General features: G+C 69.6%; 23 protein-coding genes and 1 pseudogene. 7 read left to right on the top strand and 17 right to left on the bottom strand.

Annotated features, from left to right (window positions below; genetic code table 11):
• Window positions 1-31 precede the first annotated feature (31 nt).
• The 4 genes from ABZ887_RS27740 to ABZ887_RS27725 form a co-directional block, all read right to left on the bottom strand.
• Entirely contained in the window at window positions 32-319 is a 288-nt protein-coding gene (locus ABZ887_RS27740) for a DUF6400 family protein (protein ID WP_361294475.1), read from the bottom strand.
• A gap of 126 nt (window positions 320-445) precedes the next feature.
• Window positions 446-1,054, bottom strand: coding sequence for a VOC family protein (locus ABZ887_RS27735; RefSeq protein ID WP_361294472.1), 609 nt, complete (start codon window positions 1,052-1,054; stop codon window positions 446-448).
• A gap of 118 nt (window positions 1,055-1,172) precedes the next feature.
• On the bottom strand, window positions 1,173-1,922 hold the full coding sequence (locus ABZ887_RS27730) for an SDR family oxidoreductase (RefSeq protein ID WP_361294469.1): 750 nt from the start codon (window positions 1,920-1,922) through the stop codon (window positions 1,173-1,175).
• The gene (locus ABZ887_RS27725; protein WP_361294466.1) at window positions 1,912-2,049 is read right to left on the bottom strand and encodes a hypothetical protein; all 138 of its coding nucleotides are present in this window, start codon (window positions 2,047-2,049) and stop codon (window positions 1,912-1,914) included. Before ABZ887_RS27725 ends, ABZ887_RS27730 begins: the two co-directional genes overlap by 11 nt.
• A gap of 697 nt (window positions 2,050-2,746) precedes the next feature.
• Here ABZ887_RS27725 and ABZ887_RS27720 point away from each other — a divergent pair.
• The 3 genes from ABZ887_RS27720 to ABZ887_RS27710 all read left to right on the top strand — a co-directional run bounded on the left by ABZ887_RS27720 (window position 2,747) and on the right by ABZ887_RS27710 (window position 4,250).
• Window positions 2,747-3,424, top strand: coding sequence for a GAP family protein (locus ABZ887_RS27720; protein WP_361294463.1), 678 nt, complete (start codon window positions 2,747-2,749; stop codon window positions 3,422-3,424).
• A gap of 113 nt (window positions 3,425-3,537) precedes the next feature.
• A complete protein-coding gene (locus tag ABZ887_RS27715) occupies window positions 3,538-4,029 on the top strand; it encodes a DUF2975 domain-containing protein (RefSeq protein WP_361294460.1) in 492 nt (163 codons plus the stop codon).
• Window positions 4,029-4,250: a helix-turn-helix transcriptional regulator gene (locus ABZ887_RS27710; RefSeq protein ID WP_361294457.1), complete on the top strand. Its 222-nt coding sequence runs from the start codon at window positions 4,029-4,031 to the stop codon at window positions 4,248-4,250. Before ABZ887_RS27715 ends, ABZ887_RS27710 begins: the two co-directional genes overlap by 1 nt.
• Window positions 4,251-4,492: 242 nt before the next feature.
• On the opposite strand, the gene ABZ887_RS27705 is transcribed toward ABZ887_RS27710, so the two are convergent.
• Window positions 4,493-5,110: a TetR-like C-terminal domain-containing protein gene (locus ABZ887_RS27705; RefSeq protein ID WP_361294454.1), complete on the bottom strand. Its 618-nt coding sequence runs from the start codon at window positions 5,108-5,110 to the stop codon at window positions 4,493-4,495.
• 291 nt (window positions 5,111-5,401) lie between these two features.
• Here ABZ887_RS27705 and ABZ887_RS27700 point away from each other — a divergent pair, with 291 nt between their 5' ends.
• The 3 genes and pseudogenes from ABZ887_RS27700 to ABZ887_RS27690 all read left to right on the top strand — a co-directional run bounded on the left by ABZ887_RS27700 (window position 5,402) and on the right by ABZ887_RS27690 (window position 8,011).
• A complete protein-coding gene (locus tag ABZ887_RS27700; protein WP_361294451.1) occupies window positions 5,402-6,520 on the top strand; it encodes an alpha/beta hydrolase in 1,119 nt (372 codons plus the stop codon).
• Between the two features lie 130 nt (window positions 6,521-6,650).
• On the top strand, window positions 6,651-7,340 hold the full coding sequence (locus ABZ887_RS27695) for a DUF899 family protein (RefSeq protein ID WP_361294448.1): 690 nt from the start codon (window positions 6,651-6,653) through the stop codon (window positions 7,338-7,340).
• A gap of 205 nt (window positions 7,341-7,545) precedes the next feature.
• Window positions 7,546-8,011: pseudogene (locus ABZ887_RS27690) on the top strand (class I SAM-dependent methyltransferase).
• Window positions 8,012-8,151: 140 nt separating this feature from the next.
• Here the strand turns inward: ABZ887_RS27690 and ABZ887_RS27685 are convergent.
• The 3 genes from ABZ887_RS27685 to ABZ887_RS27675 all read right to left on the bottom strand — a co-directional run bounded on the left by ABZ887_RS27685 (window position 8,152) and on the right by ABZ887_RS27675 (window position 9,961).
• Window positions 8,152-8,457: a hypothetical protein gene (locus ABZ887_RS27685; protein WP_361294445.1), complete on the bottom strand. Its 306-nt coding sequence runs from the start codon at window positions 8,455-8,457 to the stop codon at window positions 8,152-8,154.
• 330 nt (window positions 8,458-8,787) lie between these two features.
• On the bottom strand, window positions 8,788-9,387 hold the full coding sequence (locus ABZ887_RS27680; RefSeq protein WP_361294442.1) for a hypothetical protein: 600 nt from the start codon (window positions 9,385-9,387) through the stop codon (window positions 8,788-8,790).
• Entirely contained in the window at window positions 9,368-9,961 is a 594-nt protein-coding gene (locus ABZ887_RS27675) for a DUF4291 domain-containing protein (RefSeq protein ID WP_361294439.1), read from the bottom strand. The genes ABZ887_RS27680 and ABZ887_RS27675 overlap by 20 nt, the downstream gene beginning before the upstream one ends.
• A 411-nt stretch (window positions 9,962-10,372) precedes the next feature.
• Here ABZ887_RS27675 and ABZ887_RS27670 point away from each other — a divergent pair, with 411 nt between their 5' ends.
• On the top strand, window positions 10,373-11,893 hold the full coding sequence (locus ABZ887_RS27670) for a lysyl oxidase family protein (protein WP_361294436.1): 1,521 nt from the start codon (window positions 10,373-10,375) through the stop codon (window positions 11,891-11,893).
• Between the two features lie 247 nt (window positions 11,894-12,140).
• On the opposite strand, the gene ABZ887_RS27665 is transcribed toward ABZ887_RS27670, so the two are convergent.
• From ABZ887_RS27665 to ndk, 9 genes are all read right to left on the bottom strand, one after another.
• Complete coding sequence (locus ABZ887_RS27665; protein ID WP_361294433.1) at window positions 12,141-12,956, bottom strand: S1 RNA-binding domain-containing protein; 816 nt, start codon at window positions 12,954-12,956, stop codon at window positions 12,141-12,143.
• 214 nt (window positions 12,957-13,170) lie between these two features.
• Entirely contained in the window at window positions 13,171-15,153 is a 1,983-nt protein-coding gene (locus ABZ887_RS27660) for a TIGR03960 family B12-binding radical SAM protein (protein WP_361294430.1), read from the bottom strand.
• A gap of 128 nt (window positions 15,154-15,281) precedes the next feature.
• Window positions 15,282-16,787 (bottom strand): CYTH and CHAD domain-containing protein, encoded by a 1,506-nt coding sequence (locus ABZ887_RS27655; protein WP_361294427.1) that lies wholly within the window; start codon window positions 16,785-16,787, stop codon window positions 15,282-15,284.
• Between the two features lie 130 nt (window positions 16,788-16,917).
• A complete protein-coding gene (gene rodA, locus ABZ887_RS27650) occupies window positions 16,918-18,117 on the bottom strand; it encodes a rod shape-determining protein RodA (protein WP_361294424.1) in 1,200 nt (399 codons plus the stop codon).
• Window positions 18,114-20,369, bottom strand: coding sequence for a penicillin-binding protein 2 (gene mrdA / locus ABZ887_RS27645; protein WP_361294421.1), 2,256 nt, complete (start codon window positions 20,367-20,369; stop codon window positions 18,114-18,116). The genes rodA and mrdA overlap by 4 nt, the downstream gene beginning before the upstream one ends.
• Before the next feature lie 115 nt (window positions 20,370-20,484).
• Window positions 20,485-21,162 (bottom strand): rod shape-determining protein MreD, encoded by a 678-nt coding sequence (gene mreD / locus ABZ887_RS27640; RefSeq protein WP_361294418.1) that lies wholly within the window; start codon window positions 21,160-21,162, stop codon window positions 20,485-20,487.
• Between the two features lie 14 nt (window positions 21,163-21,176).
• Entirely contained in the window at window positions 21,177-22,130 is a 954-nt protein-coding gene (gene mreC, locus ABZ887_RS27635; RefSeq protein ID WP_361294415.1) for a rod shape-determining protein MreC, read from the bottom strand.
• 202 nt (window positions 22,131-22,332) lie between these two features.
• A complete protein-coding gene (locus ABZ887_RS27630) occupies window positions 22,333-23,352 on the bottom strand; it encodes a rod shape-determining protein (RefSeq protein WP_046734341.1) in 1,020 nt (339 codons plus the stop codon).
• A gap of 350 nt (window positions 23,353-23,702) precedes the next feature.
• Entirely contained in the window at window positions 23,703-24,116 is a 414-nt protein-coding gene (gene ndk, locus ABZ887_RS27625; RefSeq protein ID WP_189261448.1) for a nucleoside-diphosphate kinase, read from the bottom strand.
• Window positions 24,117-24,170: the final 54 nt, after the last annotated feature.

The raw sequence follows: 24,170 nt of genomic DNA, 5'->3' as shown, positions 1-24,170 counted from the left end.
CAGGTCGTACGGCGGGGCCGCGGCGCGCGGGTCAGTCGGTGGCATCCCCGCGGTCACGGCGGTCACCGCGGTCGCCGGCGTCACCGCGGCGCGGAAGGACGCCGGCGGCGAGGAGGGTGTCGTACAGCCGCTGCTGTTCCGGATCGAGGCCGGAGTACAGCATGTCGTAGGCCTCCTCCTCGCCCCGCACCATCTCGACGGGGTCCCAGTCGTCGCCGAGCGCCGCCATGACGTGCGCCCTGCGGGTCATCTCGTGACCCGTGAGGTCGACGGAGAACTCGACCGGCTCGGTGGGGCGGGAGGCATCTTTGTCGGACATATAACCGAATTTAGGTACGCCGTAGGGCTGACGACAAGAGCCCGTGGGGCACATCACAGCAGGTCGGGGGCGCGCCTGCGGCCGGTACCGGCTACGCGGGCGGGGTAGTCCCGGCCGGTGTCCGGCTCACGCGGGCGGGGCGGTCCCGGCCTGCTCGCTCACCAGGTACCGCGCGTACCAGTCCGGCCAGTCCGGGTCCTCGCCGCCGGTGCGAGCCTCGTGCTCGCCGTGCGCCGCGGCGGCCCGGCGCAGGGCGCTCGCCAGGTCGTCGGCGGAGGAGAACGTGGTGGTCGCGGGGTCCAGCCGCCCGGGGAGCCGGGCGGTGACCTGCTGGAGGAGCCAGCCGTTGCCGTCCGGATCGCTGAACGACAGGAAGGAGCCGTAGCTGCCGTCGGGGCCGGCCACCCGGGCATCGGTGCCGGCGTGGTGGAAGACCCCGCCGGCGTCGTGGAACACGTCGCTCGGGCGGGCACCGTGCCGGGCCAGGTCGTCGTGGGCGGCACCGATGTCGTCGACGATCAGGTGCAGGCCCTGGGCCGAGCCCGGAGCCTGGTCGGTGACCGACGAGCCGAAGATGACCGACGCCGGGGAGCCGGGCGGGGTCACCTGTACGACCCGGAAGTCGCCGTCGCCGGCGACGTCCGCGTCGAGCCGCCAGCCCAGTGCGGTGTAGAAGTCCTTGGCGCGGTCGACGTCGGCCACCGGCACCACGACGACCTCCAGTTTCATGTCCATGACTTGCGCCTCCCGTCTCGTAGGGGCGTGGGGCTGTGGGGCTGTGGGGCTGTGGGGCTGTGGGGCTGTGGGGCTGTGGGGCTACAGGGCCGTAGGGGATACCGGCGGGGGCGGGCGGTCAGTGTGGGAGCAGTTGCTGACCGCCGTCGATGTCGTAGGTGGCGCCGGTGAGGGCGTCGTTGACCATGATGTGCAGGGCGAGGGCGGCGACGTCCGCCGGGCCGACCACGCGGCCGATGGGCAGCGTCTTGCGCAACTCCTCGCGGCGCGCCTCCAGTCGGTCACCGAGGAGGGCGGCGGACAGGGGCGTGTCCACGAACCCGGCCGCGATGAGGTTGACCCGGACCGGGGCGACCTCCAGTGCCAGGTTGGCGGTGAGCGCCGGGAGCGCCGCGGTGACGGCGCCCACCACGGCCATCCCGGGCGCGGGCCGCCGGCCACCGGTGCCGCCGATGAACAGCAGCGTTCCCCCGGCTCTGACCTTCTCCCGGCCCGCCCGCGCCACCGCCAGCATCATCGCGACACGTCCGCCGAAGTCCTGGGCGGCACGGGTCAGATCGAGTTCGCCGAGGGGTGTGTACGACGGGCTGCCCGCCGTCACCATCACATGGTCGACCCGTCCGGGCAGCTCCCCGAGGAAACGCTCCAGGTGTGCGGTGTCCTGGGCGTCGAGCACGGCCGTGGTCAGCGGGCGCAGTTCGTCCGCGGCCCGCTGCAGGCGCTCGGCGTTGCGTGCCACGAGCACCAGGTCACCGCCGGCGGCCCGCACCTGCCGCGCCGTCTCCAGACCGATGCCGGCGCTGCCGCCCACCACGACGACTGTCTGCCCGGCCAGTTCCCCGTGCGCTTCGCTCGACTCACCAGCCATGACCACCTCCGCGCCCGCCGGTGCCGCCCAACTCGTCGGCCCTGCCGACCCCTTGCAGGAAGTCGTTGTACGGATCGACGCTCAGCGGAGCGGATTCCTCCGGGGAGTACCGAGCCCCGGAGGTCACGGACGGTTCCTGGTTCCCGGCTCCCGCACTTCCGGCTGGCCGACTGCCCTCTGGCCGACTGGCGGGCGAACGGGACCGAATTGTTGCTGCGACGCGCAGAACGGGGCTGGCCGGGGCCGCCCCGGACTCTCCGCCCCGGACTCTCCGCCCCGAGCTCTCCGCCACGGTCCCCCGGCTCAAGAACCTCAGTCTGTCACCCACCCGGTGGAACGGCATCCCGGACCAGACCGGACCGGACCAGACCGAGTAGATCGTCGGCGCTCAGGGGCCCGGTGCGCGACTGCCGGTTCACCCTGTGCCCGACGGGCGATGGAGGACTGTCGGCAGACCTCCCTCCTTGCGGGCCCGCATGATGTCGCCCAGGGGCGCGTGTTCGGCGGTGACCCGCCAGGGGACGAAGGACAGTACGCCCCTCCTCTCCAGGTCGTCGGCCTGATCCACCGGGCGCCGCGGACCGTGGCCGCCCGCTCTCCCCTCGGAACTCCGGACAGCTCACGAGGACAGACTCGCCGGGGCGCAGGAACATGGAGTACGGGCCTGTCGGGCCGACGAGACGCTCAGCAGCCGGGAACGTCCGGCCGAGCCGCGGACCGGCGCCGGCCGGACGGCCGGGCAGCCGGGTCACCCGCTCCGTAAGAGGTCGCCCGGCAGAGGTCGCCCGACGCGGCAGCCGCTCTGCCCCCACCTGGAGGCGATCATGGGCAAGGTTCTCGGTGACATCCTTGGGCTTGCGGCCGGTGTCGCGGTCAGCCCGCTCCCGATCATCGCTGTCATCCTCATCCTCGCCACGCCTCGGGGACGCCTCAACGGAGTCCTCTTCACCGTCGGCTGGATCCTGGGACTCTCGGCGCTGGGCGCGATCATGCTGGCGATCGCCTCCCCCGCGAACGCCTCCGCGCACAATCACCCGGCCACCTGGGTGGGGGCCCTCAAGCTGGCCCTTGGCCTGTTCCTCGTCGTCTTCGGCGCCCGGCAGTGGCACCGGCGCCCGAGGGATCCGTCGGAGGCCCGGCTGCCGAAGTGGATGAGCGCGATCGACCGCCTCACGCCGGTCAAGGTCTTCGCGCTCGGTCTGGCCCTGGCCGCGCTCAACGCCAAGAACGCTCCGCTGACCATCGCCGCGGGCGCCGCGATCGGCTCGGCCGGACTGCCGGTCGGGCAGCAGATCGCAGCGCTGGCGATCTTCGTCGTGATCGCGACCCTCGGCCTGCTGGCCCCGCTGACGGTCTACCTGCTCGGCGGAGAGCGGGCCAAGACCACGCTCGGCAACTGGAAGGACTGGGCCGCCCAGCACAACGTCGCCGTGATGGCGGTCCTGTTCTTCGTCCTCGGCCTCAAGCTGCTCGGCGACGGCATCGGCATCCTGATCTCCTAAAAGGACTCGCCCTCCAACACCCCAGCCCCTGTGCCCAGCCCTTGTGTCCACCCCTTGTGCGACATATCGACTTTCGATAGATTTCCATCGCAACTCGATGGAAGGACGGGGTCGTGGGAAAGCTGACAGTGCGTGCGCTGCGCGCCGTGCTCACGGTGGTGCTCGCCGGCACCGTGTTCGTACAGGCAGGGATGGTGTGGACGCTGGTGAGCGGGAACGACCCGGAGGACGGGTCGCTCCCGCTGACACCGCTGCGGGTGATCACGATCCTGGGCATGGTGTCGGCCCAGGTCGCCCTGGTCTCCGTATGGCGGCTGGTGACGATGGTGCGACGCGGAACCGTCTTCTCCCACGCCGCCTTCCGGTACGTGGACCGCGTGATCGGCGCGATCGTGGCGGCCGCCCTCATGTGGTTCGCGGTCACGGCGATCAACGCGCCGGGCCAGCGGGACGACCCGGGTGTCACGGTCATCATGGGCGGGATCGGCGTGGCCATTCTCGGGGTCGCGCTCATCGTGCTCGTCCTGCGGATGCTGCTCGCCCAGGCCGTCGCGCGCGACGTCGAAGCGGCGCAGATGCAGGCCGAGTTGGACGAGGTGATCTGATGCCGATCGTCGTCGACATCGACGTGATGCTGGCCAAGCGGAAGATGTCCGTGGGCGAGCTCGCGGACCGGGTGGGGATCACGCCCGCGAACCTGGCGGTCCTCAAGAACGGCCGCGCCAAGGCGGTGCGCTTCGCGACCCTCGCCGCGCTCTGCGAGGTGCTCGTGTGCCAGCCGGGCGACCTGCTGCGCTGGGAGACAGAGGACACCGCGGGCGGATGACGTGCCCCGGGGCAGTCACCAGGACGCCTCGCATCACCGGCCCACGGCACGGCACGCTCTTGGCCGTCGGCGGCAGCGACTTCATGCCGGTCGGGCCGATCCGGATGTGGTCGTCCATCTGCGACCGCACACCAACCGGCTCAGATCCGCGTACCAACGCACAAGCACGGAGCCACCCGGGGTAGCGAAGGCTGCCGCCGCACGAACTCGCCGCGCACGTCCGGAGTCGCCCGCGACCGCTGTCACGTGGCTGCTTCAGCACGCCGAATGCTGCGGAACGCCGTGGGGGTCATCCAGCCGCGGAGGGTGGCGTCGATCGTCGACCGGAATGTGGCCTCGACGGTGGCGGCGTCGAGAGCCCCTGCCAGTTCGAGCGTCACAAGCCCGTGCAGGGTCACCCAGACAGAGAGGGCGATCGACGTCCCCTCTCCCTCGAGGACGGACTCGGCCGACGCGCGGTCGATCGCCGCGAGGAGCGGCCTGATCGGATCGCCGATGCCGACGGCGCCCGACGGATCGAAAGACTGCACCCCGCCGAACAGCACCGCGTAGAGATGGCTGTGTTCGCCGGCCCAACGCCGGTACGCGACGGCGAGCGCGTAGATGTCCGCCAGGGCCTGCCCTGAGTCGGGCACCGCCGACAGCCCCTGGAACAGACCGACGACCGCCCTGTCGCGCACCTCGCCGATCAGTCCGTCCTTGCCCCCGAACAGGGAGTACACCGCCGTCGTCGACGCTCCGGCGGCCGCGGCCACGGCACGCACCGTGACCGACTCCCGGGGACCGGTGGCGAGCATCTCGGTCGCGCACGCCACAAGCCGCTCTTTGACGGTCTCGTCGTTCGTCCTCGGCCTACCCACGACGAGCAGCCTACCCGCTCTGATAACGTCGTTTTGAAACAGCGTTCTGAAACAGATGGGGGAATCAGAATGTCTACGTCCGCCAAACGCCTTGTCCGCTTCACAGGCCGCTTCACAGGCCGCTTACTCCTTGCCCTGGCAGCGGTCGCGGCGCTGCTCGTCGTCTTTCTCACGCTGCTCGTCGTCACGAACGGGGCGGATTCAGGGCTCCCCGCGTGGTCGACGACCCTGGGAATCGCAACGTGTGCCGCACTCTGGCGAGGCCGGCGCCGCCCGGGGCCGGCACGGCTGATGACGTTCCTGCCGGTGGTCGTCGCCGCAGCCCTGACGGCGTCGGTCTGCATCGCCACCGTCCCGACGGCGCGGCAATACCCGCCTGACCTGCCGTCCGTGGCCACACAGCACTGGAGCCTGGCCACCGGCAGCCGGGTCGCGGTGTACCACTACCCGCCCGCGCACACCGGCACCCGGCACCCGATTCCGCTCGTGTACCTCAACGGCGGGCCGGTCCGCGGCATCTCGTTGCTCGACCACCGGTTCCTGCGGCTCCTGGCGCGACAGGGCTACGACGTCTACGCCTACGAACAGGCCGGCGGCGGACGCAGTGACCTGCTTCCCATGGACCAGTACACGATCTCCAGGTCGGTCCGCGACCTCGCCGCCTTCATCGACCACCTGGGCCGGGGCCAGGTGGACATCCTCGGATTCTCCTCCGGGGCCGTCATCCTCACCCGGGCCCTGGCGGACCGGCACACGGCCGCACGCCTGCACCGGGCGATCATCGCCGAGCCCGGCCCGATGGACGGCCCGACCGCGCGGATCGCCGGGCACAAGGGCCGCCGATCCGCCCGCGGCCTCGCGCCGGCGACGACCGGACCACGGTCGACGCATGTCCCCCGCTACGCCGTCGCGTTCGGCCTCATGCGGCTGGGGCTGCTCACCCCCGACACCGGACTGGTCGGACAGGCCGAAGGCGACAACGCCTTCACCGCCGCCGATCTCGGCAGCGACACCGCGTCCGGCTACTGTGCGCGCGACGCGCACCGCATCCCCGCCGAGGACACGGCGCAGAACTTCTCCTTCAGCCCCGCGGCCAGCCTCCGCATCCAGCAGACGGTCAGGGACTCACCCTCCATCGCCCCGCGGCTGAGGCACTCCCGGACCCCCGCGATGCTGATGATCGCCGAGTGCTCCTCCCAGGTCCGCGAATGGGCGACTGCCGTCCTCGCCGACGACCCCGGCGTCCGGCGCACGCAGTACATGCCCGGGGTCGGACACCACATGTGGAACGGCCTCGACGACAACAACGAACGAGCCGTCGCCGTCATCACCGCGTTCCTCCAGGACCAGCCGGCGCCGCTGCCGAACTACCCGACCCGCGGCGACCTCCCGGCCTTCCTCGGAGCCTGATCCGGACGGGCGTCCTCCGCCGCGTTCGCGGGCGAAGACCTCTGCCGGCCGGCCGACCGATGAGTTCCGGAGCCCTGTGCGGTCTGCCTCCGCACAAGCCGAAGCCACCCACGAGATCCGTGAGGGAACCATGACCGACCACGCGCTACCACCCGTCGTCGACGCCGCGACCTGGGAACACCGGCTCGTGGCACTGCGTGCCCGGGAGAAGGCCGCAACCCGGGAACTGGACGCCGTCGCCGCCGAGCGTCGCCGCCTGCCGATGGTCGAGATGCCCGACTACACACTCGAGGGCGAGGACGGCCCCGTACGCCTGGCAGACGTCTTCGAGGGCAAGCGGCAGCTGATCGTCTACAACCACATGTGGTTCGCCGACAAGGAATGGCACTGCTCGGGCTGTACGGGGTTCACCTCCCAGTACACCCGCCTGGAGTTCCTGGACGACTACGACGCACGGTTCGTCGTCGTCACCCAGGGCCCCATCAAGGAGGCACTCGCCTACAAGCAGCGGGTCGGCAACCGGATGACGTGGTACTCGACCGCGAACAGCCCGTTCGGGTCCGACGTCGGCGCACCGCCCGGCGGAGGATTCGCCGTCAACGTGTTCCTCCGCGACGGCGACACCGTCTACCGCACCTGGCACACCGACGGCCGGGGCACCGAGCAGCTCAGCCACAGCTTCGCGTTGATCGACCTGCTGCCGTACGGACGTCAGGAGGAATGGCAGGACTCACCCGAGGGCTGGCCCCAGTCCCCCACCTACAGCCGGTGGGCGACGTCCGAGAACATCGCCGCGCTCTACGGCCCGGGCGCCGGCTGAGCCAAGAGCCCGTCGCACCGGAGGGCGGGGCCACGAGGCGCCGACAGGGGCGAGCACAGCGGCCACCCCGCCCCTGGTTCGGGAGGTCGACCGCGCCCATGGGCAGGGGCAACCCGGTCTCCTCCTCCTTGTCGGCTCTTCGAGGCAGTGAGGGCGGTCGGGAGCTGCCAGGAACTGAACTGATGCAGCGCACGTCTCCCGCACCATGATCTCGAACGAGCACCACGACCGCGCGAGCTCCACCGGGCGCACTTCGCCGTCCGCGGTGACTGTGGATCCGCCGAAGGTCAACGACTACAGCAGCTTCGCCGAGGCGTACACGGCCGAGAACGAGACCGACCTCAACAATGCCTACTACGAGCGGCCCGCGATGCCGGCCCTCGCCGGAGACGTGGCCGGCCGGCGGATCCTCGACGCCGGTTGCGGCTCCGGTCCCCTGTTCGCGGCGCTGCGCGACCGTGGCGCCGTCGTGAGTGGCTTCGACGCGAGTGCCGGGATGCTGGAGCTGGCTCGGCGACGGTACGGACCTGCGGGTGGCGTCCCTGGTGCTGCACTGCATGGAGGACTGGGGGCCGGCGCTGGCCGAGTTGCGACGCGTACTCAGGCCCGGCGGTCGGCTGATCGCGTCTGTCGACCATCCCTTTGCCATCTGCACGCCGACTGACACCTGACACCCCCGCCACCCCGCCACGGGAGTCAAAACCCATCGACGGAAGGGGCTGACAGCCCGTCTCGGGCCCATCCAGCGCCGGTGCCGTCCGACAACGCGAACATCGAACCGGCAAGGGGTTGCAGGAGGTGGGGAACGGTGTCAGCAGCCGGTGACCGGGTGGACAGCCGGAGGAGTGGTGGCCTGGAGGTCCCAGTCGGAGGGGCTGAAGGCCGAACCGCCGAGCAGTTGCACGGTGCCCTGGACGTTCCTGGCCACAGTCCGGTGCCAGTACCAAGGCCCGGTGGGGGCGGAGTTCGCGGTATCGAAGGTCCAGCCCAACTTTCGCAGGGCTGACTTCAGATGCGCGACGACCTGCGCGTCCGTGCCACCGCCGGTGAACGCCAAGTCCACCGTCGGCTCGTCCCAGCCGTAGGTGGACGCCATCCCGTCGCAGGAGTCCCACATCGGCTTGACTGCGTACCTAGAAGAGATGTGCGCCCCCGCTGGAGCGACGGCAAGCACCGGCTTGATCGCCGCAAGCAACCGTCCGCCCGGATCAGGATCTCCGACCGGCTGCGGCGTGCTGCTCCCGCACCCGGCCAGAACCACGGCTGCCGCAACCGCGACTGCTGAAGCCGCCACCCCGCGTCTCCACCCGTGTGCCGCCATCCTCACACCGTTGATCATGGCCTTCAGGACGCCCACCCACCCTGTTCGGTTCCCCCCCCGCACAGGGGGATGGCGGGTCCTGTGGTTCTCGATCGGGGAGCGGCTGGTCGTTCCCCGTTCGCCGTTTCAAAGGCCGGCGGGGTTTCGAGGCAGCCAGGGTCGGTGGCTGTCACGCATTCGGTCGCGTTCCGCGGAGCTCGTTGCGATGACGTCCGCGCCGCCGTCGTACGGATGGTGGATGCGGCTGAGTCCGCTGTCGGTGATGATCACTCCGCTGAGTACGTCGTCCGCCACTTCCCGGAGGATGTCGTCGACCGTGCCTGGTCGCCAGGGGCGGCGATCAGCGTAGAGATGCGTGTGGCTGTGGAGTTCGGGGTCGGGATCGTCGTCGTACGCGAGCGTCGTCCATCGGGTGCCCTGGGGGTGCACCTCGTGCCGTCGCAGCGGGCGTTCCGGTCCGTCCGGTGCCCAGGACCAGGCCACGGTGATGACGTAGACGTCGGTGCCTGCGAAGAGTTCGTCCAGGATCGTGTTGTACCGGTGGAGGGCGATGCCGTACTCGTCCTCGGTCTCCGGGTAACGCTTCGAGCCCGGGAGACTGTGGAAGCGCACCCAACGGTCGCTGTATGCAGTGCGCAGTTCGTGGGCGACGGGAGGCCCCTCGGGGAACTGGTGCTGCCACAGTGCGGACAGACGGATCAGGCCGTCATCCCTGTAGATGGGCAAGGAATGCGCCTTCAACGGGATAGGGGTGTTCCTGGGGCAGCAGTCGGTTGGCCGAGTCCAGGTCACCGCTGCGGACGAGGGCGTGGATCTCGTGGGCGAGGGGTGTGACGTCGCGGATGGCGACCGCCCACTCGTCCGCGTAGCGTCGTGCGGCCTCACCGGAAAGGCCGAGCTGCAGAGATCGGTACGGCAGGGGCTGCAGGTGCAGATCCCGCTCGGGGTCCCACTGCACGCGGGCGGGCGCCCGCTTCAACTGACGCTGCCAGGCGGCTCGGTCGGCATGCACCCCGCGGGCGTAGCTCGACAGACACGCGTTGCGCAGCGCCCAATCGAAGCCGTCACGGCTGATCTCGACAGCCAGCACGGTCTCCTGTCCCTCCTTGGCGCCCCAGCCGCAGCGGTACATCATCCACCGGAACGACGGCTTGATCCACGTCATTCTGTCGCGCTTCCACACCGTGGGGAATCGGCCCTCGCGAACGGCGGGCAGGCCGATTTCCGGGGAGTACGCCTGGTAGACGGTGATCGTGGAATCCGTATAGGCCGCACGGATCCCGCGTTGCGGTTGTTCCATGCCGTACAGCGTGGGGTCAGCCGGTGCAGGAGGCCACTGATTTTGTCGGGCACGGCGTCTCCCCCGCATGTACCGAACGGGGTACATGGCTTGACCGTCGTCCCGCCCAAACCGCAGTACCCACCGGGGTTTTTGCTGCCCGAGAGGTACTGCTGGTGGTTGCGCTCAGCCAGGCAGATGCTGCCCGGCACCTCCTGCTGCGGCCCGCCGCCATCCGCGGTGTGGACAGCCGCACAGACGGTCGCCGACCGCCGAGTCGACTGCGGCAACGAGCTGCCGTTCAGAGCGACTTCAGGTCGTCAGGCAACCTGAGCCGAATTTTCGGCCTTTTCACAGATGGCACACAAGCACATCCTTCCGTGCCTGCAAGACGTGCACGACTCGTCCCGACCAGACGCAGAAAGAGCACCCATGACCAGACACCACCCCAATGCCTTACGGCGTTCGGCGGTCATCGCCGCTGCCACCCTCACCGTCGGCGCCGCCGGAACCCTCGCCGCGCCCGGCGCGGGAGCCGCTACACCGGCGGGCACGCCGAAGCTCGAACTGATCTCCGCCACGCCCGCGGTGACCGTCGACCGATGGGAAGGCGAGCCGGGGATCTACCTGGACCTCGGCACTTACATCACGGTCGACGGGGGACCGTTCGAGCTGCGGGTGACGCGCAAGTCCTACAACGACCCTGTCGTCGCGTCGCAGGTGATCCGCTCCGGCGGCCGGACGGTGACCAAGACCCTGCCGAAGGGCCTGGTGAAGGACTTCTCGGGGCTGCCGGGCTTCCTCAAGGTCAGCATCAGCGACGAGTCGGGGGCGAAGAAGGTCGACACCACGCAGTCGTTCTGCCCGAACAACCGGGCGGGCCGGATCCGGCCGGATGCCCCGGCCACCTCGAAGTACCCCGACGGCTGCTCCGACAACCCGTTCGCGCTCGGCGGGGTGTGGGGTGTCGAGAAGGGCTGGGCGGCCGCCACGTCCCAGGGCTTCCGTGGGGACGACGCGATCGACCTGCCCGCCGGCGTCTACACCGCGAAGGTGTCGGTGGCGAAGAAGTACCGCGACCTGTTCGGAATACCCGACAAGACCCAGACCATCAAGGTGACGGTCCGCCAGCAGGACTCCGGCGGGGGCCAGGGTCTGGCCGGCGCCAGGCGCGGGCAGAAGAGCACGTCGAAGAGCCCGAAGCCGGCCGCCGGACGCCCGGTCGGCAAGGCGGCCGTCGCCGCCGCCATGCCCAAGCCCGACCTGCGTGCCCTCCCCGCGTACGGCATCGCGATCACCGACGGGGCCGAGGGCGGAGCGGGTGCCGTCGCCAGCAAGGACTACCTCGCCTTCAGCGCCACCGTCTGGAACGGTGGCCCCTCGCCGCTGGTCGTGGACGGGTTCCGCAAGCCCGGCGCGGAGAAGATGGACGCGTACCAGTACTTCTACGACGCCAAGGGCAAGCAGGTCGGGTACACGCCCACCGGCACCATGGAGTGGGACCCGCGTGAGGGCCACCAGCACTGGCACTTCAGCGACTTCGCCAGCTACCGGCTGCTCGGCGCGGACAAGAAGGAGATCGTCCGCAGCGGCAAGGAGGCGTTCTGCCTGGCCAACACCGATGCCATCGACTACACGGTGAAGAACGCCAACTGGCACCCGTACAACACCGACCTCGCCACCGCCTGCGGTGAGGAGACCGCCGTCTCGGTGCGCGAGGTGCTCGACGTCGGCAACGGCGACACCTACAGCCAGTACCGGCCGGGTCAGTCCTTCGACGTCACGGACCTGCCGAACGGCACCTATTACATCCAGGTCATCGCCAACCCCGACAACCGGCTCAAGGAGCAGAGCACGGCCAACAACGTCACGTACCGCAAGGTCGTCCTCGGCGGCACGCCGGGGGCCCGCTCGGTGACCGTGCCGAAGTACGGCCTCATCGACGCTCCCTGACCACCCGGCGGGCGGGGGCACGCGCCTCCGCCCGCTCACCGGCGGCCAGTGGATATGCGGTGACGGTGGCCCGGCCGGGAGGGAATCGACGGCACCCGATCGAGTGCCTCGCCCGCCTCAGTGCGTGTGGCCGCTCGACGCCGGCGACGGATCCGCGTTCTTGACCGTCAACGGCAGCAGCTTCTTGCCCGTCGGGCCGATCTGGATGCTGGTGTCCATCTGCGGGCACGGTCCGAACCGCAACCGCTCAAGCTTGTCGCCGAGAGAACGACAGCCGGCGTCGCTCGCGGTCGACGTCCGTGACGACAACCGTCAGCTGATCGCCGACCTGTACGACATCCTCAGGCGCCGCCACGGGCACCGAGCTCAGCTCGGACAGATGCACCAGGCCCTCGATGCCGTCGGCGACCTCCACGAAGACACCGAACGGCACCAGCTTCGTCACCTGCCCACCCAGCCTCTGTCCCACCACGATGCCGTCGACGAACGCCAGGAAGGGGTCCGGCTGCATCGCCCGCAGAGACAGCCGAGCCTCCCCGTTCCATGTGTCGAACTGCAAGAACTCGCACGACACCCGCTGCCCGATCTCAACGACGTCGGACGCCGCCTCGAAACGACGCCACGACAGCTCGGGATACGTGATGAAGCCGACGCCGGGATACACCGGATGCTCAGGCCCTTCGTCCAATGCCACGAAGACCCCGAACGACTCGATCGCCGCCACCGTGCCGGACAGGACCTCACCATGACGAAGCCGCTTGAGGAACGCCCAGAGCTCCGGATTCTCAATGGCCGCCATCGACAGTTGCACCCGTCCCGCATCGAGATCCATCGCCATCACCTCGCCGGCGACCCTCTGCCCGACCGCAGCGACGTCGGAGAAGCGCCGGCACCAGGAACCATCCAACGGCCCCACCGTCCCGAGCGGCCGGTCGGTGAAGCCGTCCAGGACCACCGACATCCCGGACCGAGCAACTGCAACGACTGTCCCACGGCAGACGTCACCGACACGGATCGCCGCCAGAAACCTCCGAACAGCCTGTCCGGCCGACGCATCCCCCATACCGCCAAGGCTCTCACGGAGAGATCGCTAAACCCACTCCACTTCGGACCGGATAGCGGCGCTACTCCCCGGCGCAGGCAAAGGCGTACGGGAGGAGGCCAACGGCGCTTGTGGACGCGGACGCCGAGCACCCGCCGTGACCATCAGCGCAGCCACCTCCTCCTCACTCACTCCCGCCAGCGCCTCAACCACCCGATCGAGTGCCTCGGCCACCTCAGTGCGTGTGACCGCTCGAAGACGGCGCCTGACCTGCGTTCTTAACCGCCAACGGCAGCAACTTCTTGCCGCTGTTGCTTACTTGTGGCCAAGTGTCCATCTGCGGACACACCCCGCAGTCGAAGCAGGGGGTCCAGCGGCAGTCCTCGACCTCTGTCTCGTCGAGGGCGTCCTGCCAGTCCTCCCAGAGCCAGTCCTTGTCGAGGCCCGAGTCGAGGTGGTCCCAGGGAAGGACCTCCTCGTAGGTGCGCTCGCGGGTGGTGTACCAGTCGACGTCCACACCGGTGGGGGCCAGGGCCTTGTCGGCGCAGGCCATCCAGCGGTCGTAGGAGAAGTGCTCGCGCCAGCCGTCGAAGCGGCCGCCGTCCTCGTAGACGGCGCGGATGACGGCGCCGATGCGGCGGTCGCCCCTCGACAACAAACCTTCCACGATGCCGGGCTTGCCGTCGTGGTAGCGGAAGCCGATCGAGCGGCCGTACTTCTTGTCGCCGCGGATCTTGTCGCGGAGCTTCTCCAGGCGGGCGTCCGTCTCCTCGGCGGAGAGCTGCGGGGCCCACTGGAAGGGGGTGTGGGGCTTGGGGACGAAGCCGCCGATGGAGACCGTGCAGCGGATGTCGTTGGAGCGGGAGACCTCGCGGCCCTTGGCGATGACCTTGGTCGCCATGTCGGCGATCTGGAGGACGTCGTCGTCGGTCTCGGTGGGCAGGCCGCACATGAAGTACAGCTTCACCTGGCGCCAGCCGTTGCCGTAGGCCGTCGAGACCGTGCGGATCAGGTCGTCCTCCGAGACCATCTTGTTGATGACCTTGCGGATGCGTTCCGAGCCGCCTTCGGGGGCGAAGGTCAGGCCGGAGCGGCGGCCGTTGCGCGTCAGTTCGTTCGCCAGGTCGATGTTGAAGGCGTCGACGCGGGTGGAGGGGAGGGAGAGGCCGATCTTGTCCTCGGTGTAGCGGTCGGCCAGGCCCTTGGCGATGTCGCCGATCTCGGAGTGGTCGGCGGAGGAGAGGGAGAGGAGGCCGACCTCCTCGAAGCCGGTGGCCTTGAGGCCCTTGTCGACCATCTCGCCGATGCCGGTGATCGAGCGTTCGCGGACCGGGCGGGTGATCATGCCGGCCTGGCAGAAACGGCAGCCGCGGGTGCAGCCGCGGAAGATCTCGACGGACATGCGTTCGTGGACCGTCTCGGCGAGCGGAACCAGCGGCTGCTTGGGGTACGGCCACTCGTCCAGGTCCATGACCGTGTGCTTGGAGACGCGCCACGGGACGCCGGACCTGTTGGGGACCACGCGGGCGATGCGGCCGTCGGGGAGGTACTCGACGTCGTAGAACGCCGGGATGTAGACGGAGCCGGTCTTCGCCAGGCGGAGGAGGACCTCCTCGCGGCCGCCGGGGCGGCCCTCCGCCTTCCACTCGCGGATGATCCTCGTCATGTCGAGGACGGCCTGCTCGCCGTCGCCGATGATCGCCGCGTCGATGAAGTCCGCGATCGGTTCCGGGTTGAAGGCGGCGTGGCCGCCGGCCAGGACGATCGGGTCGTCGAGCGTGCGGTCCCTGGACTCCAGGGGGATGCCGGCCAGGTCCAGGGCCGTGAGCATGTTCGTGTAGCCCAGCTCCGTGGAGAAGGACAGGCCGAACACGTCGAAGGCCTGCACGGGGCGGTGGCTGTCCACCGTGAACTGGGGGACGCCGTGCTCGCGCATCAGCGCCTCCAGGTCCGGCCACACGCTGTACGTGCGCTCGGCGAGGACGCCCTCCTGCTCGTTGAGGACCTCGTAGAGGATCATGACACCCTGGTTGGGCAGGCCGACCTCGTAGGCGTCCGGGTACATCAGTGCCCAGCGGACGTCGCAGGTCTCCCAGGGCTTGGCCGTGGAGTTGAGCTCTCCGCCGACGTACTGGATCGGCTTCTGCACATGCGGGAGCAGAGCTTCGAGCTGCGGGAACACGGACTCGGCGACCTGAGAGGCGGCTTCGGCAGGCATCTCGCGGACCTTTGTGAGGTGGCTGGGGGCGACTCCCCGGCCGGCGGCTGGGGTGGCTCACCGGCCGGTGACCGGGGAGGGTGACCATCTAGCCTAACCCGGTCGGCGGCCTCCCCCGTACGCCCGGATCACAGCGGCGTCGCGGCCGTGATGCTCTCCCAGGCCTGTGGTGCCCCGGCCTCCACCGCCGCCGCCCGCTGTTCCTCGCGGCCGTACAGCAGCCCGTAGGTGAAGGTGCTCTCCCCCGCCGCGTGGGCCACCGCGGACAGCTCGCGCAGGGTCTCGCGGGCCATCACGCTGTCCTGGTGCTCGCCGAGCAGGGTCTGGAGCGTCTTCATGGAGGTGAGCAGGGTCTTCGCCGGCCTGCCGAGGGCGGGGCGGGCGGCCTCGGCCGCGTAGCGGGTGCGCTTGGCCTTCTTGCGGGCCTCGTGCAGGCCGAGGTCGCGGTCGTGGCCGGGGGGCTCGGCCATGCCCGTCTCGATCAGGTCGGCGACCTTCGCGAAGTCCCTTCGCACGGCCTTGGCGAGGACCTCCTCGGGGTCGCCGGCGGCCGCCTTCAGCAGCGGCGGGTCGGCGGCCAGGGCGTCCAGGGTGTCGAGGAGCGCCAGGTAGCGCTTGGAGTCCAGGACGCCGAGGAGGCGGCTGCGTGAGCCGCGTTCGCCCGCCTCGGCCCAGTGGCGCAGGCGGTCGTGGACGGGGCCGTCGATGAGGGCGGGGGGTACGTCGGCGAGGTCCGCCAGCAGGCGTTCGGCCAGGACCTCCTGGTCGCGGCCCACGCCCAGTTCGCCGGCCAGCCATTTCAGCTCGTCGGCGATCGGGTCGGTGACCTGGCGGTCCAGGACCTTGCCGAAGGTGCGGAAGGTGCTGCGCAGCCGGCGGGTGGCGACCCGCATGTCGTGGACGCCCTCCTCGGTGTCCAGGCGGACGGCCGGGTCGAGCTCGACGATCGCGTCGCGCTGGGCGCGGACGTAGGCCATGACGTGGTCGCCCGCGGTGACCGGGGAGGCGGGGCCGGTCTTCGGGGGGCGTGGTCTGCCGCCCTTGGTCTCGGCGAGGGCGCGGGCCAGTTTCGACGCGGACTTCGAGGGCCGTACGCCCGCCTTGCCCAGCCGTTTCTCGACCTTGTCGAGGAAGGCGGGGTCGCCGCCGTCGGCGAGTTCCACCTCGATCTCGGTCCACTGGGCCCTGCCCTTGCCGCCGAAGAGCCGGTCGGCGCGGACGCGGTCCACGCTCACCTCGGCGAGCAGGGCGCCGTCGGTGTCGACGAGGTGCCGGATGTCGCGGGTGGTGCGCAGGCGGATCACCGGGACCAGGCGGCCCTCGCGGACCCGGGAGCGGGCCAGGGCGGCGAGTTCGTCGGGGAGCGTGTCGGAGAGGGGGGCGTGGATCTCGTCCCGGACGCCGGGGGCGACGGGGAGTTTGAGGTGCCAGCCGGCGTCGCTGCCTCCGCTGCGGTGGCGCAGGGTGACTCTGGCCGAGGCCAGGCGCAGGTCGGAGGTGTCGTGGTAGGTCGCGTCGAGTTCGGCGGTGCCCTTGTCCACGACGTTCGCCACCCCGGCGACGCCGGTCAGGTCGGGCAGGCCGCTGTCATCGGATTCGTACTTGCGCTCGATTTCACGCTTCGCATCCGCCATGAACAGAATCTAATAGCCCAGCACCGCAGGGACCAGCGGCCGAAGCGGGTAAATCGAAGGGAAAGGCAAAACAAGCCACAGGTGAACACATGGAGAACAATGTGGCCACCTGTGAGCTTTTGCCCCGGTACTACGCGGACATCGGGCGCTGCACTCTGATCGACTGGAGCAGTCCCACCGCCACCCACACCGCGAACATCGACGAACCTCCGTACGACACGAACGGCAGCGGCAGGCCGGTGACCGGCATGATGCCGAGGGTCATGCCGATGTTCTCGAACGCCTGGAACGCGAACCACGCCACGATCCCCGCCGCGACGATCGTGCCGTACAGCTCGGTCGTCTCGCGGGCGATACGGCAGGCGCGCCACAGGACGACGCCGAGGAGCACGATGATCAGGCCGGCGCCGACGAAGCCCAGCTCCTCCCCCGCGACCGTGAAGACGAAGTCGGTCTGCTGCTCGGGGACGAACTGGCCGGTGGTCTGCGAGCCGTGGAAGAGGCCCGCGCCGGTCAGGCCGCCGGAGCCGATCGCGATACGGGCCTGGTTGGTGTTGTAGCCGACGCCCGAGGGGTCGAGGCTCGGGTTGGCGAAGGCGGCGAAGCGGGCGATCTGGTACTCGTCCAGGATGTGCAGCTGCCAGATGGCGATGCAGCCGGTCACGCCCGCGGCGAGCAGGCCGAAGATCCAGCGGTTCGAGGCGCCGGAAGCGAGCAGCACGCCGAGGATGATGGTCACCATGACCAGGACCGTGCCGAGGTCGGGCATGAGCAGCACGATCAGGATCGGGACCGCGGCCAGGCCCAGGGACTGCAGGACGGTGCGGTGGTCGGGGTACTTCTTGTCACCGGCGTCGACCCTCGCCGCCAGTATCATCGCCATGCCCAGGATGATCGTGATCTTCACGAACTCGGCGGGCTGCAGCGAGAAGCCGCCGCCCAGGACGATCCAGTTGCGGCTGCCGTTGATGGTGGCGCCCAGCGGGGTCAGCACCGCGAGGATGCCCATCAGGGACAGGCCGTAGAGGATCGGCACGGCGTTGCGGAGCTGGCGGTGGCCGACCCAGACGGTGCCGATCATCAGGGCGAGCCCGATGCCGGTGTTCATCAGGTGCCGGATCAGGAAGTAGTACTGGTCGCCCTGGTTGATCTCGGTGCGGTTGCGGGTGGCCGAGAAGACCAGCAGCGAGCCGAGCAGGGACAGGGCGAGGGCCGCCAGCAGCATCGGCCAGTCCAGGCGGCGGGTCAGCGAGTCCCGGGCGAAGGCCCGGGTCCAGCCGGCCCGTGCCGGGCCGTATCCGGAGACGGAGAAGCTGTTGACGCCGGTCATGTGAGCATCCTCCGGCTTCCCCTCTTGCGCGGTCGCCTGCGGGTGGTGCGGTTGCCCGTGGACGGTGAGGCCGTGGTGGCGGCCGGGGTCTGCCCGTTGTCGGTGGTCTTGTCGCCCTGCTGGGAGTAGACCTCGAAGTCCTTCGCCGGGTCCTTGGAGGTCTTCGGGGAGGCGATGGTGCCGTCCGTGCGGACCTTCGGCAGGCCCTTCTGCGGGGTGTAGAGCAGCGCCTTCGACTTGTCGACGGAGCCGTCCGCGGTGACGCCGTAGAGCGCGCTGTAGATGTTGCGGACCGCCTCGCCGGAGGCACCGGAACCGGTACCGGCCTGGGCGATGGTCATGATGACCGTGTAGTCCTTGGTGTAGGTGGCCAGCCACGACGTGGTCTGCTTGCCGTAGACCTCGGCGGTACCGGTCTTGCCGTGCAGGGCGATCTTGTCCTGCGGCCAGCCGCCGAACTTCCAGGCCGCCGTACCGCGGGTGATGACGCCCGCGAAGGCCTCGTCCATGCCCTTGATGGTGGCCTGGCTGACGGGCAGCTTGCGCACCGCCTTGGGCTTGATCTCCTGGACGGTCTTGCCGTCGGCGCTGACGATCGCCTTGCCGATGGTCGGCTGGTACTCGGTGCCGCCGTTGGCGACGGCGCTGTAGATCATCGCCTCCTGGATCGGCGTGACGAGGGTGTCGCCCTGGCCGATGGAGTAGTTGATCTCGTCGCCCTCGCGCATCTTGTTGCCCTCGAGGCAGTTCTCGTACTCGATCTTCTCGACGTAGGTGCCGTCCTTCTTCCCGGACTTGCACCAGGCGTCCTTGTTGGCCTTCCAGTAGTCGAGCTTCCACTGGCGGTCGGGGATCCGGCCGGTGACCTCGTTGGGCAGGTCGACGCCGGTCTCCTTGCCGAGGCCGAACTGGTGGGCGGTCTTGAAGAACCAGTCCTTGGGCTCGCCCTTCTTCGGGTTGATGCCGCCGTCCTTCTTCCACTCGCGGTCGGCGAGGCCGTAGAAGACGGTGTCGCAGGAGACCTCCAGGGCGCGGCCCAGGGAGATGTCGCCGAAGTTCTCGCCCTCGAAGTTCTTGAAGACCTGGCCGCCCACCGAGTAGGAGCTGGTGCAGGGGTAGCCGCCGTCCCAGGCGTAGCCGGCCTGGACCGCGGCGGCGGTGGAGACCACCTTGAACGTCGAACCGGGGGCCGCCTGACCCTGTATGGCCCTGTTGAGCAGCGGGTAGTCGGAGTTCTTGCCGGTGAGGGCCGTGTAGTCCTTGGCGGAGATGCCGCCGACCCACACGTTCGGGTCGTAGGTCGGGGCGGAGGCCATGGCGACGATCCGGCCGGTCTTGGCCTCCATCACGACGACGGCGCCGGAGTCGGCCTTGTAGTTCTCCTGGGTGATCTTGTCGTACTGCTTGCGGGCGGCCTTCATGGCCTTGTCCAGCTCGTACTCGGCGACCCGCTGGACGCGGGAGTCGATGCTGGTGACCAGGTTCGAACCGGGCTCGGCGGCGTCGGACGTGGCCTTGCCGATGACCCGGCCGAGGTTGTCGACCTCGTAGCGGGTGACGCCGGCCTTGCCGCGCAGCTCCTTGTCGTACTCGCGCTCCAGGCCCGAGCGGCCGACCTGGTCGGAGCGCAGGTACGGGGAGGAGGTGTCCTTGGCCTGCTGGATCTCGTCGTCGGTGACCGGGGAGAGGTAGCCGAGGACCTGCGCGGTGTTGGACTTGCCGGGGGCCGGGTAGCGGCGGACGGCCTCGGGTTCGGCGGTGATGCCGGGGAAGTCCTCGGAGCGCTCGCGGATCTGCAGGGCCTGCTTGGCGGTGGCCTCGTCGGTGATCGGGATCGGCTGGTACGGCGAGCCGTTCCAGCAGGGCTGGGGGGTCTTGGCGTCGCAGAGGCGGACCTTCTGCATGACCTCCGTGGGGCTCATCCCGAGGACGCCGGCGAGCTTGGTCAGGACCGCCTTGCCGTCGTCCTTCTGCTTGAGCAGGTCGGTGCGGGAGGCGGAGACGACCAGGCGGGTCTCGTTGTCCGCGAGGGGGACTCCGCGGGCGTCCAGGATCGAGCCGCGGACGGCGGGCTCGACGACCTGCTGGACGTGGTTGCCGGAGGCCTCCTTCTGGTACTCGGCGCCCTCGCGGATCTGCAGGTACCACAGGCGGCCGCCGAGGGTGCCGAGCAGGGACAGCACCAGGATCTGGATGACGACGAGACGGATCTGGACCCGTGGGGTCCGACCGGTCTCGGGAATGTTGGTCACTGGGCTGCCTCCCCCTCTCCCTGCACGAAGGCGCGTGCGCGTACGAATGATGAACGATGGACCTGTGAGGCCGCGTTCCGCCCCCGTGCACTCGTTCGGGTGAACTCCCCCGTGTTCACAGGCGCTTGACTCCCTTGATGCGGCCGACGCGGACGGTGCGGGTGCGGGCCTTGGCCTTGAGGCCGCCGAGGCCGCCGCGCTGGCCGCCGATGCGCATGCCGGTGCCGGAGGAGATCCAGCCGGAGGAGATGTCGCCCGCCTTGCCGCCGGAGTTGGCCTCCGTGAGCGGGTCGTTGTCGGCACGGCGGGCCAGGGCCATGACGCCGGGGACCACGAACGGGGCGAGCAGCAGGTCGTACAGGGCGGCCGTGATCAGCAGGCTGGTCATGCCGACGTGCCGGGCGGCGGTGTCGCCGACGAGGGCGCCGACGCTCGCGTACAGCAGGGTGGAGCCGATGGCGGCGGCGACCACGACGAGCATCGGGCCGGTCGCGGACTTCAGGCGGCCGTTCTCCGGCTTGATGAGGCCGGCGAAGTAGCCGACGACGCACAGCACCAGGGCGTAGCGGCCGGCGGCATGGTCGGCGGGCGGCGCGAGGTCGGCGAGGAGTCCGGCGCCGAAGCCGACGAGGGCGCCGCCGACATGGCCGTACACCATGGCCAGGCCGAGGACGGTGAGCAGCATGAGGTCGGGGACGGCGCCCGGCAGGTGCAGGCGGGCGAGGACGCTCACCTGGATCACCAGGGCGACGACGACCAGGGCGGAGGAGAGCAGGAGCCGGTTGACACGCATGGGGGATTCAGCTCCTACTGCTGCTCGCCGGTGGTGTCGGACGCGTTGGCGCTCGCGTCCGCGGACGGGGTGACCGTGACGGTCACCGTCGGGGTCGGGGTCGGCTTCGGCTTGGCCGGGAGCACCTCGTCGCCCGGGTCCTTCTTCGGCGCCTGGACGACCACGCCGACGATGTCGAGCTTGGTGAAGGACACGAACGGCGTGACGTACAGGGTGCGGGTGAGGCCGCCGTTGGACGGGTCCACGCTGGAGACCGTGCCGACCGGGACCCCGGGCACGAACGGCTTGTCGCCCTGGGAGCCGAAGGTGACGAGCCGGTCGCCCTTCTTCACCTCGGCCTTGCTGTCGAGGAGTTCGACGCGCAGCGGGCGGTCGCCCTGGCCGGAGGCGAAGCCGAGTTCGTCGCTGCCCTCCATGCGGGTGCCGACGGTGAAGTCGGGGTCGTTGGCGAGCAGCACGGTGGAGGCGTCCGGGCCGACGGTCGTGACGCGGCCGACCAGGCCGTTGCCGTTGAGGACGGTCATGTCGCGCTTGATGCCGTCGTTGTAGCCGACGTCGATGGTGACGGTCCAGGAGAAGCCCTGCGCCGACCCTATGGCGATGACCTGGGCGCCCTTGATGCCGTACTGGCCCTCGGCGGCGACGTTGAGCATCTTCTCCAGCTGGCTCAGGCGGCTGCGGTTGCGGTCGTCGCTGCCGAGCTTCGCCTTGAGGGTCGCGTTCTGCTTCTCCAGCCGGGCCAGCCGGTCGTGCCGTTCGCCGGAGTCACGGACGGCGGAGACGGCGTTTCCGACCGGGTCCACCACCGTCGACATGCCGTTCTCGATCGGGCCGAAGACCGCGGCCGCAGCCTGCCGGGCGCCGTCGACCGGGGAGTTCCTGCCACCTCGGATGTCCACCGTGATCAGCGCGAACGCGATGGCGATCAGCAGCACCAGGAGCAGCCGGCTCTCTTTCGTGTCCCTCACGTGCGGCGGCCGTGCCTTCCTCAATAGGAACCTGCGGGAGCTTGTTCTCAAAGCTTGTGGAGCGTGGGGGGCTTGTGGTGAAGCGTGGGGGTGGGGGGGTGGGAGGCGGGGCGGAGCTCGTTTTGTGTGAGCTTATGCCTCCATATCAACGATCCGCCGCACGAGAGGAGATCATCTCGTACGGCGGAATCGAAGAGTTACGTCATCTGCGCGGCTGGGCGTCCAGGACCTGCTGGAGCGCCTCGAACTCCTCGACGCACTTGCCGGAGCCGAGCGCCACGCTGTCCAGCGGGTCCTCGGCGATGTGGATCGGCATGCCGGTCTCCCGGCGCAGCCGCTCGTCCAGACCGCGCAGCAGGGCTCCGCCGCCGGTCAGAACGATTCCCCTGTCCATGATGTCGCCGGACAGCTCCGGCGGGCACTTGTCGAGCGTCGTCTTGACGGCGTCGACGATGGCGTTGACGGGCTCCTCGATCGCCTTGCGGACCTCGGCGGCCGAGATGACCACGGTCTTCGGCAGACCGGACACCAGGTCCCGGCCGCGGATCTCGGTGTGCTCGTCGGAGTCGAGCTCGTACGCGGAACCGATCGTGATCTTGATCTGTTCGGCCGTCCGCTCACCGAGGAGGAGGCTGTACTCCTTCTTGATGTGCTGGATGATCGCGTTGTCCAGTTCGTCGCCGGCGACGCGGATGGACTGGGCGGTGACGATGCCGCCGAGCGAGATGACCGCGACCTCCGTGGTGCCGCCGCCGATGTCCACCACCATGTTGCCCGTGGCCTCGTGGACCGGCAGGCCGGAGCCGATGGCGGCGGCCATGGGCTCCTCGATGATGTGCACCTGGCGGGCACCGGCCTGCGACGACGCCTCGATGACGGCACGGCGCTCGACACCCGTGATGCCGGAGGGCACACACACCACGACACGCGGACGGGCCAGGTACCGGCGCTTGTGGATCTTCAGGATGAAGTAGCGGAGCATCCGCTCGGTGATCTCGAAGTCGGCGATCACGCCGTCCTTCAACGGGCGTACGGCGACGATGTTGCCGGGCGTGCGCCCGATCATCTTCTTCGCCTCCGCGCCGACCGCCAGAATTCCACCGGTGTTCGTATTGATCGCGACAACGGACGGCTCGTTGAGTACGATCCCGCGACCCCTGACGTACACCAGCGTGTTGGCGGTCCCGAGGTCGACAGCCATGTCACGGCCGATGAACGACATTGAGTTCCCCATCAGGATTCGTCTGGCCTTCCCGGGAGCTTTTGAGGGCATTTCAGGTCGGCGAAGTGGGTGCTGTGACGTGAAGGCTTCCATCGTAGACGCGCCTGCACGAACACTGCGCGAGGGTCTTCGCCATTGTCAGCACGTGTGAGGCCGCCTCGCTTGTGGAGACGGGCCAACGGGGCCACTCGTTCCCCCGATCGGCACGCATATGCCGAGGGACGACCGAAAACGTTCGGCCGTCCCAGGTCACGCAGCTCAACGGGCTGACGCCTCGTCAAAAACTTCCACCAAAACTCCGTACGGGCCCGTCGCGGGGGCCCGGAGGGCTGGGTGCGGGGCCCGGAGGGTTACGCGCGGCCCGGGAAGAAGATCTTGACCTCGCGCTCGGCGGACTCCTCCGAGTCGGACGCGTGGATCAGGTTCTCGCGGACGATCACACCGAAGTCGCCGCGGATGGAGCCGGGCGCGGCGGCGATCGGGTCGGTGGGGCCGGCCAGCGCGCGGACGCCCTCGATGACGCGCTCGCCCTCGACGATCAGGGCGACGGACGGGCCGGAGGCCATGAACTCGACCAGCGGCTCGTAGAACGGCTTGCCGACGTGCTCGCCGTAGTGCTGCTCCAGCGTGGCGCGCTCCAGGGTGCGCAGCTCCAGCGCGGTGATCTGCCAGCCGGCCTTGCGCTCGATACGGCTGATGATCTCGCCGGTCAGGCCCCGACGGACGGCGTCGGGCTTGAGCAGGACGAGGGTGCGCTGGGTCACGGGAGGGCTCCTTCGCGGTACTGACGTGTGCGGTGTGGAGAGGCTACAGGGCTG

It is taken from the genome of Streptomyces sp. NPDC047061 (genome assembly GCF_040643955.1).
Lineage (GTDB): Bacteria > Actinomycetota > Actinomycetes > Streptomycetales > Streptomycetaceae > Streptomyces.
The sequence above is the reverse complement of the archived record's forward strand: the minus strand, read 5'-3'. Positions and strand labels throughout refer to the sequence as shown.

What these genes read in the sequence shown, in the direction of transcription:
- ABZ887_RS27685 (WP_361294445.1), bottom strand. Translation starts at nt 8,457, where the DNA reads ATGTGGGACTCCTGCGACGGGATGGCGTCCACCTACGGCTGGGACGAG.
- ABZ887_RS27630 (WP_046734341.1), bottom strand. Translation starts at nt 23,352, where the DNA reads ATGTCGTTCATCGGCCGTGACATGGCTGTCGACCTCGGGACCGCCAAC.
- ABZ887_RS27655 (WP_361294427.1), bottom strand. Translation starts at nt 16,787, where the DNA reads ATGGCGGATGCGAAGCGTGAAATCGAGCGCAAGTACGAATCCGATGAC.
- rodA (WP_361294424.1), bottom strand. Translation starts at nt 18,117, where the DNA reads ATGACCGGCGTCAACAGCTTCTCCGTCTCCGGATACGGCCCGGCACGG.
- ABZ887_RS27665 (WP_361294433.1), bottom strand. Translation starts at nt 12,956, where the DNA reads ATGGGGGATGCGTCGGCCGGACAGGCTGTTCGGAGGTTTCTGGCGGCG.
- mreD (WP_361294418.1), bottom strand. Translation starts at nt 21,162, where the DNA reads ATGCGTGTCAACCGGCTCCTGCTCTCCTCCGCCCTGGTCGTCGTCGCC.
- ABZ887_RS27660 (WP_361294430.1), bottom strand. Translation starts at nt 15,153, where the DNA reads ATGCCTGCCGAAGCCGCCTCTCAGGTCGCCGAGTCCGTGTTCCCGCAG.
- ABZ887_RS27735 (WP_361294472.1), bottom strand. Translation starts at nt 1,054, where the DNA reads ATGGACATGAAACTGGAGGTCGTCGTGGTGCCGGTGGCCGACGTCGAC.
- ABZ887_RS27720 (WP_361294463.1), top strand. Translation starts at nt 2,747, where the DNA reads ATGGGCAAGGTTCTCGGTGACATCCTTGGGCTTGCGGCCGGTGTCGCG.
- ABZ887_RS27730 (WP_361294469.1), bottom strand. Translation starts at nt 1,922, where the DNA reads ATGGCTGGTGAGTCGAGCGAAGCGCACGGGGAACTGGCCGGGCAGACA.
- ABZ887_RS27740 (WP_361294475.1), bottom strand. Translation starts at nt 319, where the DNA reads ATGTCCGACAAAGATGCCTCCCGCCCCACCGAGCCGGTCGAGTTCTCC.
- ABZ887_RS27695 (WP_361294448.1), top strand. Translation starts at nt 6,651, where the DNA reads ATGACCGACCACGCGCTACCACCCGTCGTCGACGCCGCGACCTGGGAA.
- ABZ887_RS27700 (WP_361294451.1), top strand. Translation starts at nt 5,402, where the DNA reads ATGACGTTCCTGCCGGTGGTCGTCGCCGCAGCCCTGACGGCGTCGGTC.
- ABZ887_RS27670 (WP_361294436.1), top strand. Translation starts at nt 10,373, where the DNA reads ATGACCAGACACCACCCCAATGCCTTACGGCGTTCGGCGGTCATCGCC.
- ABZ887_RS27675 (WP_361294439.1), bottom strand. Translation starts at nt 9,961, where the DNA reads ATGGAACAACCGCAACGCGGGATCCGTGCGGCCTATACGGATTCCACG.
- ABZ887_RS27710 (WP_361294457.1), top strand. Translation starts at nt 4,029, where the DNA reads ATGCCGATCGTCGTCGACATCGACGTGATGCTGGCCAAGCGGAAGATG.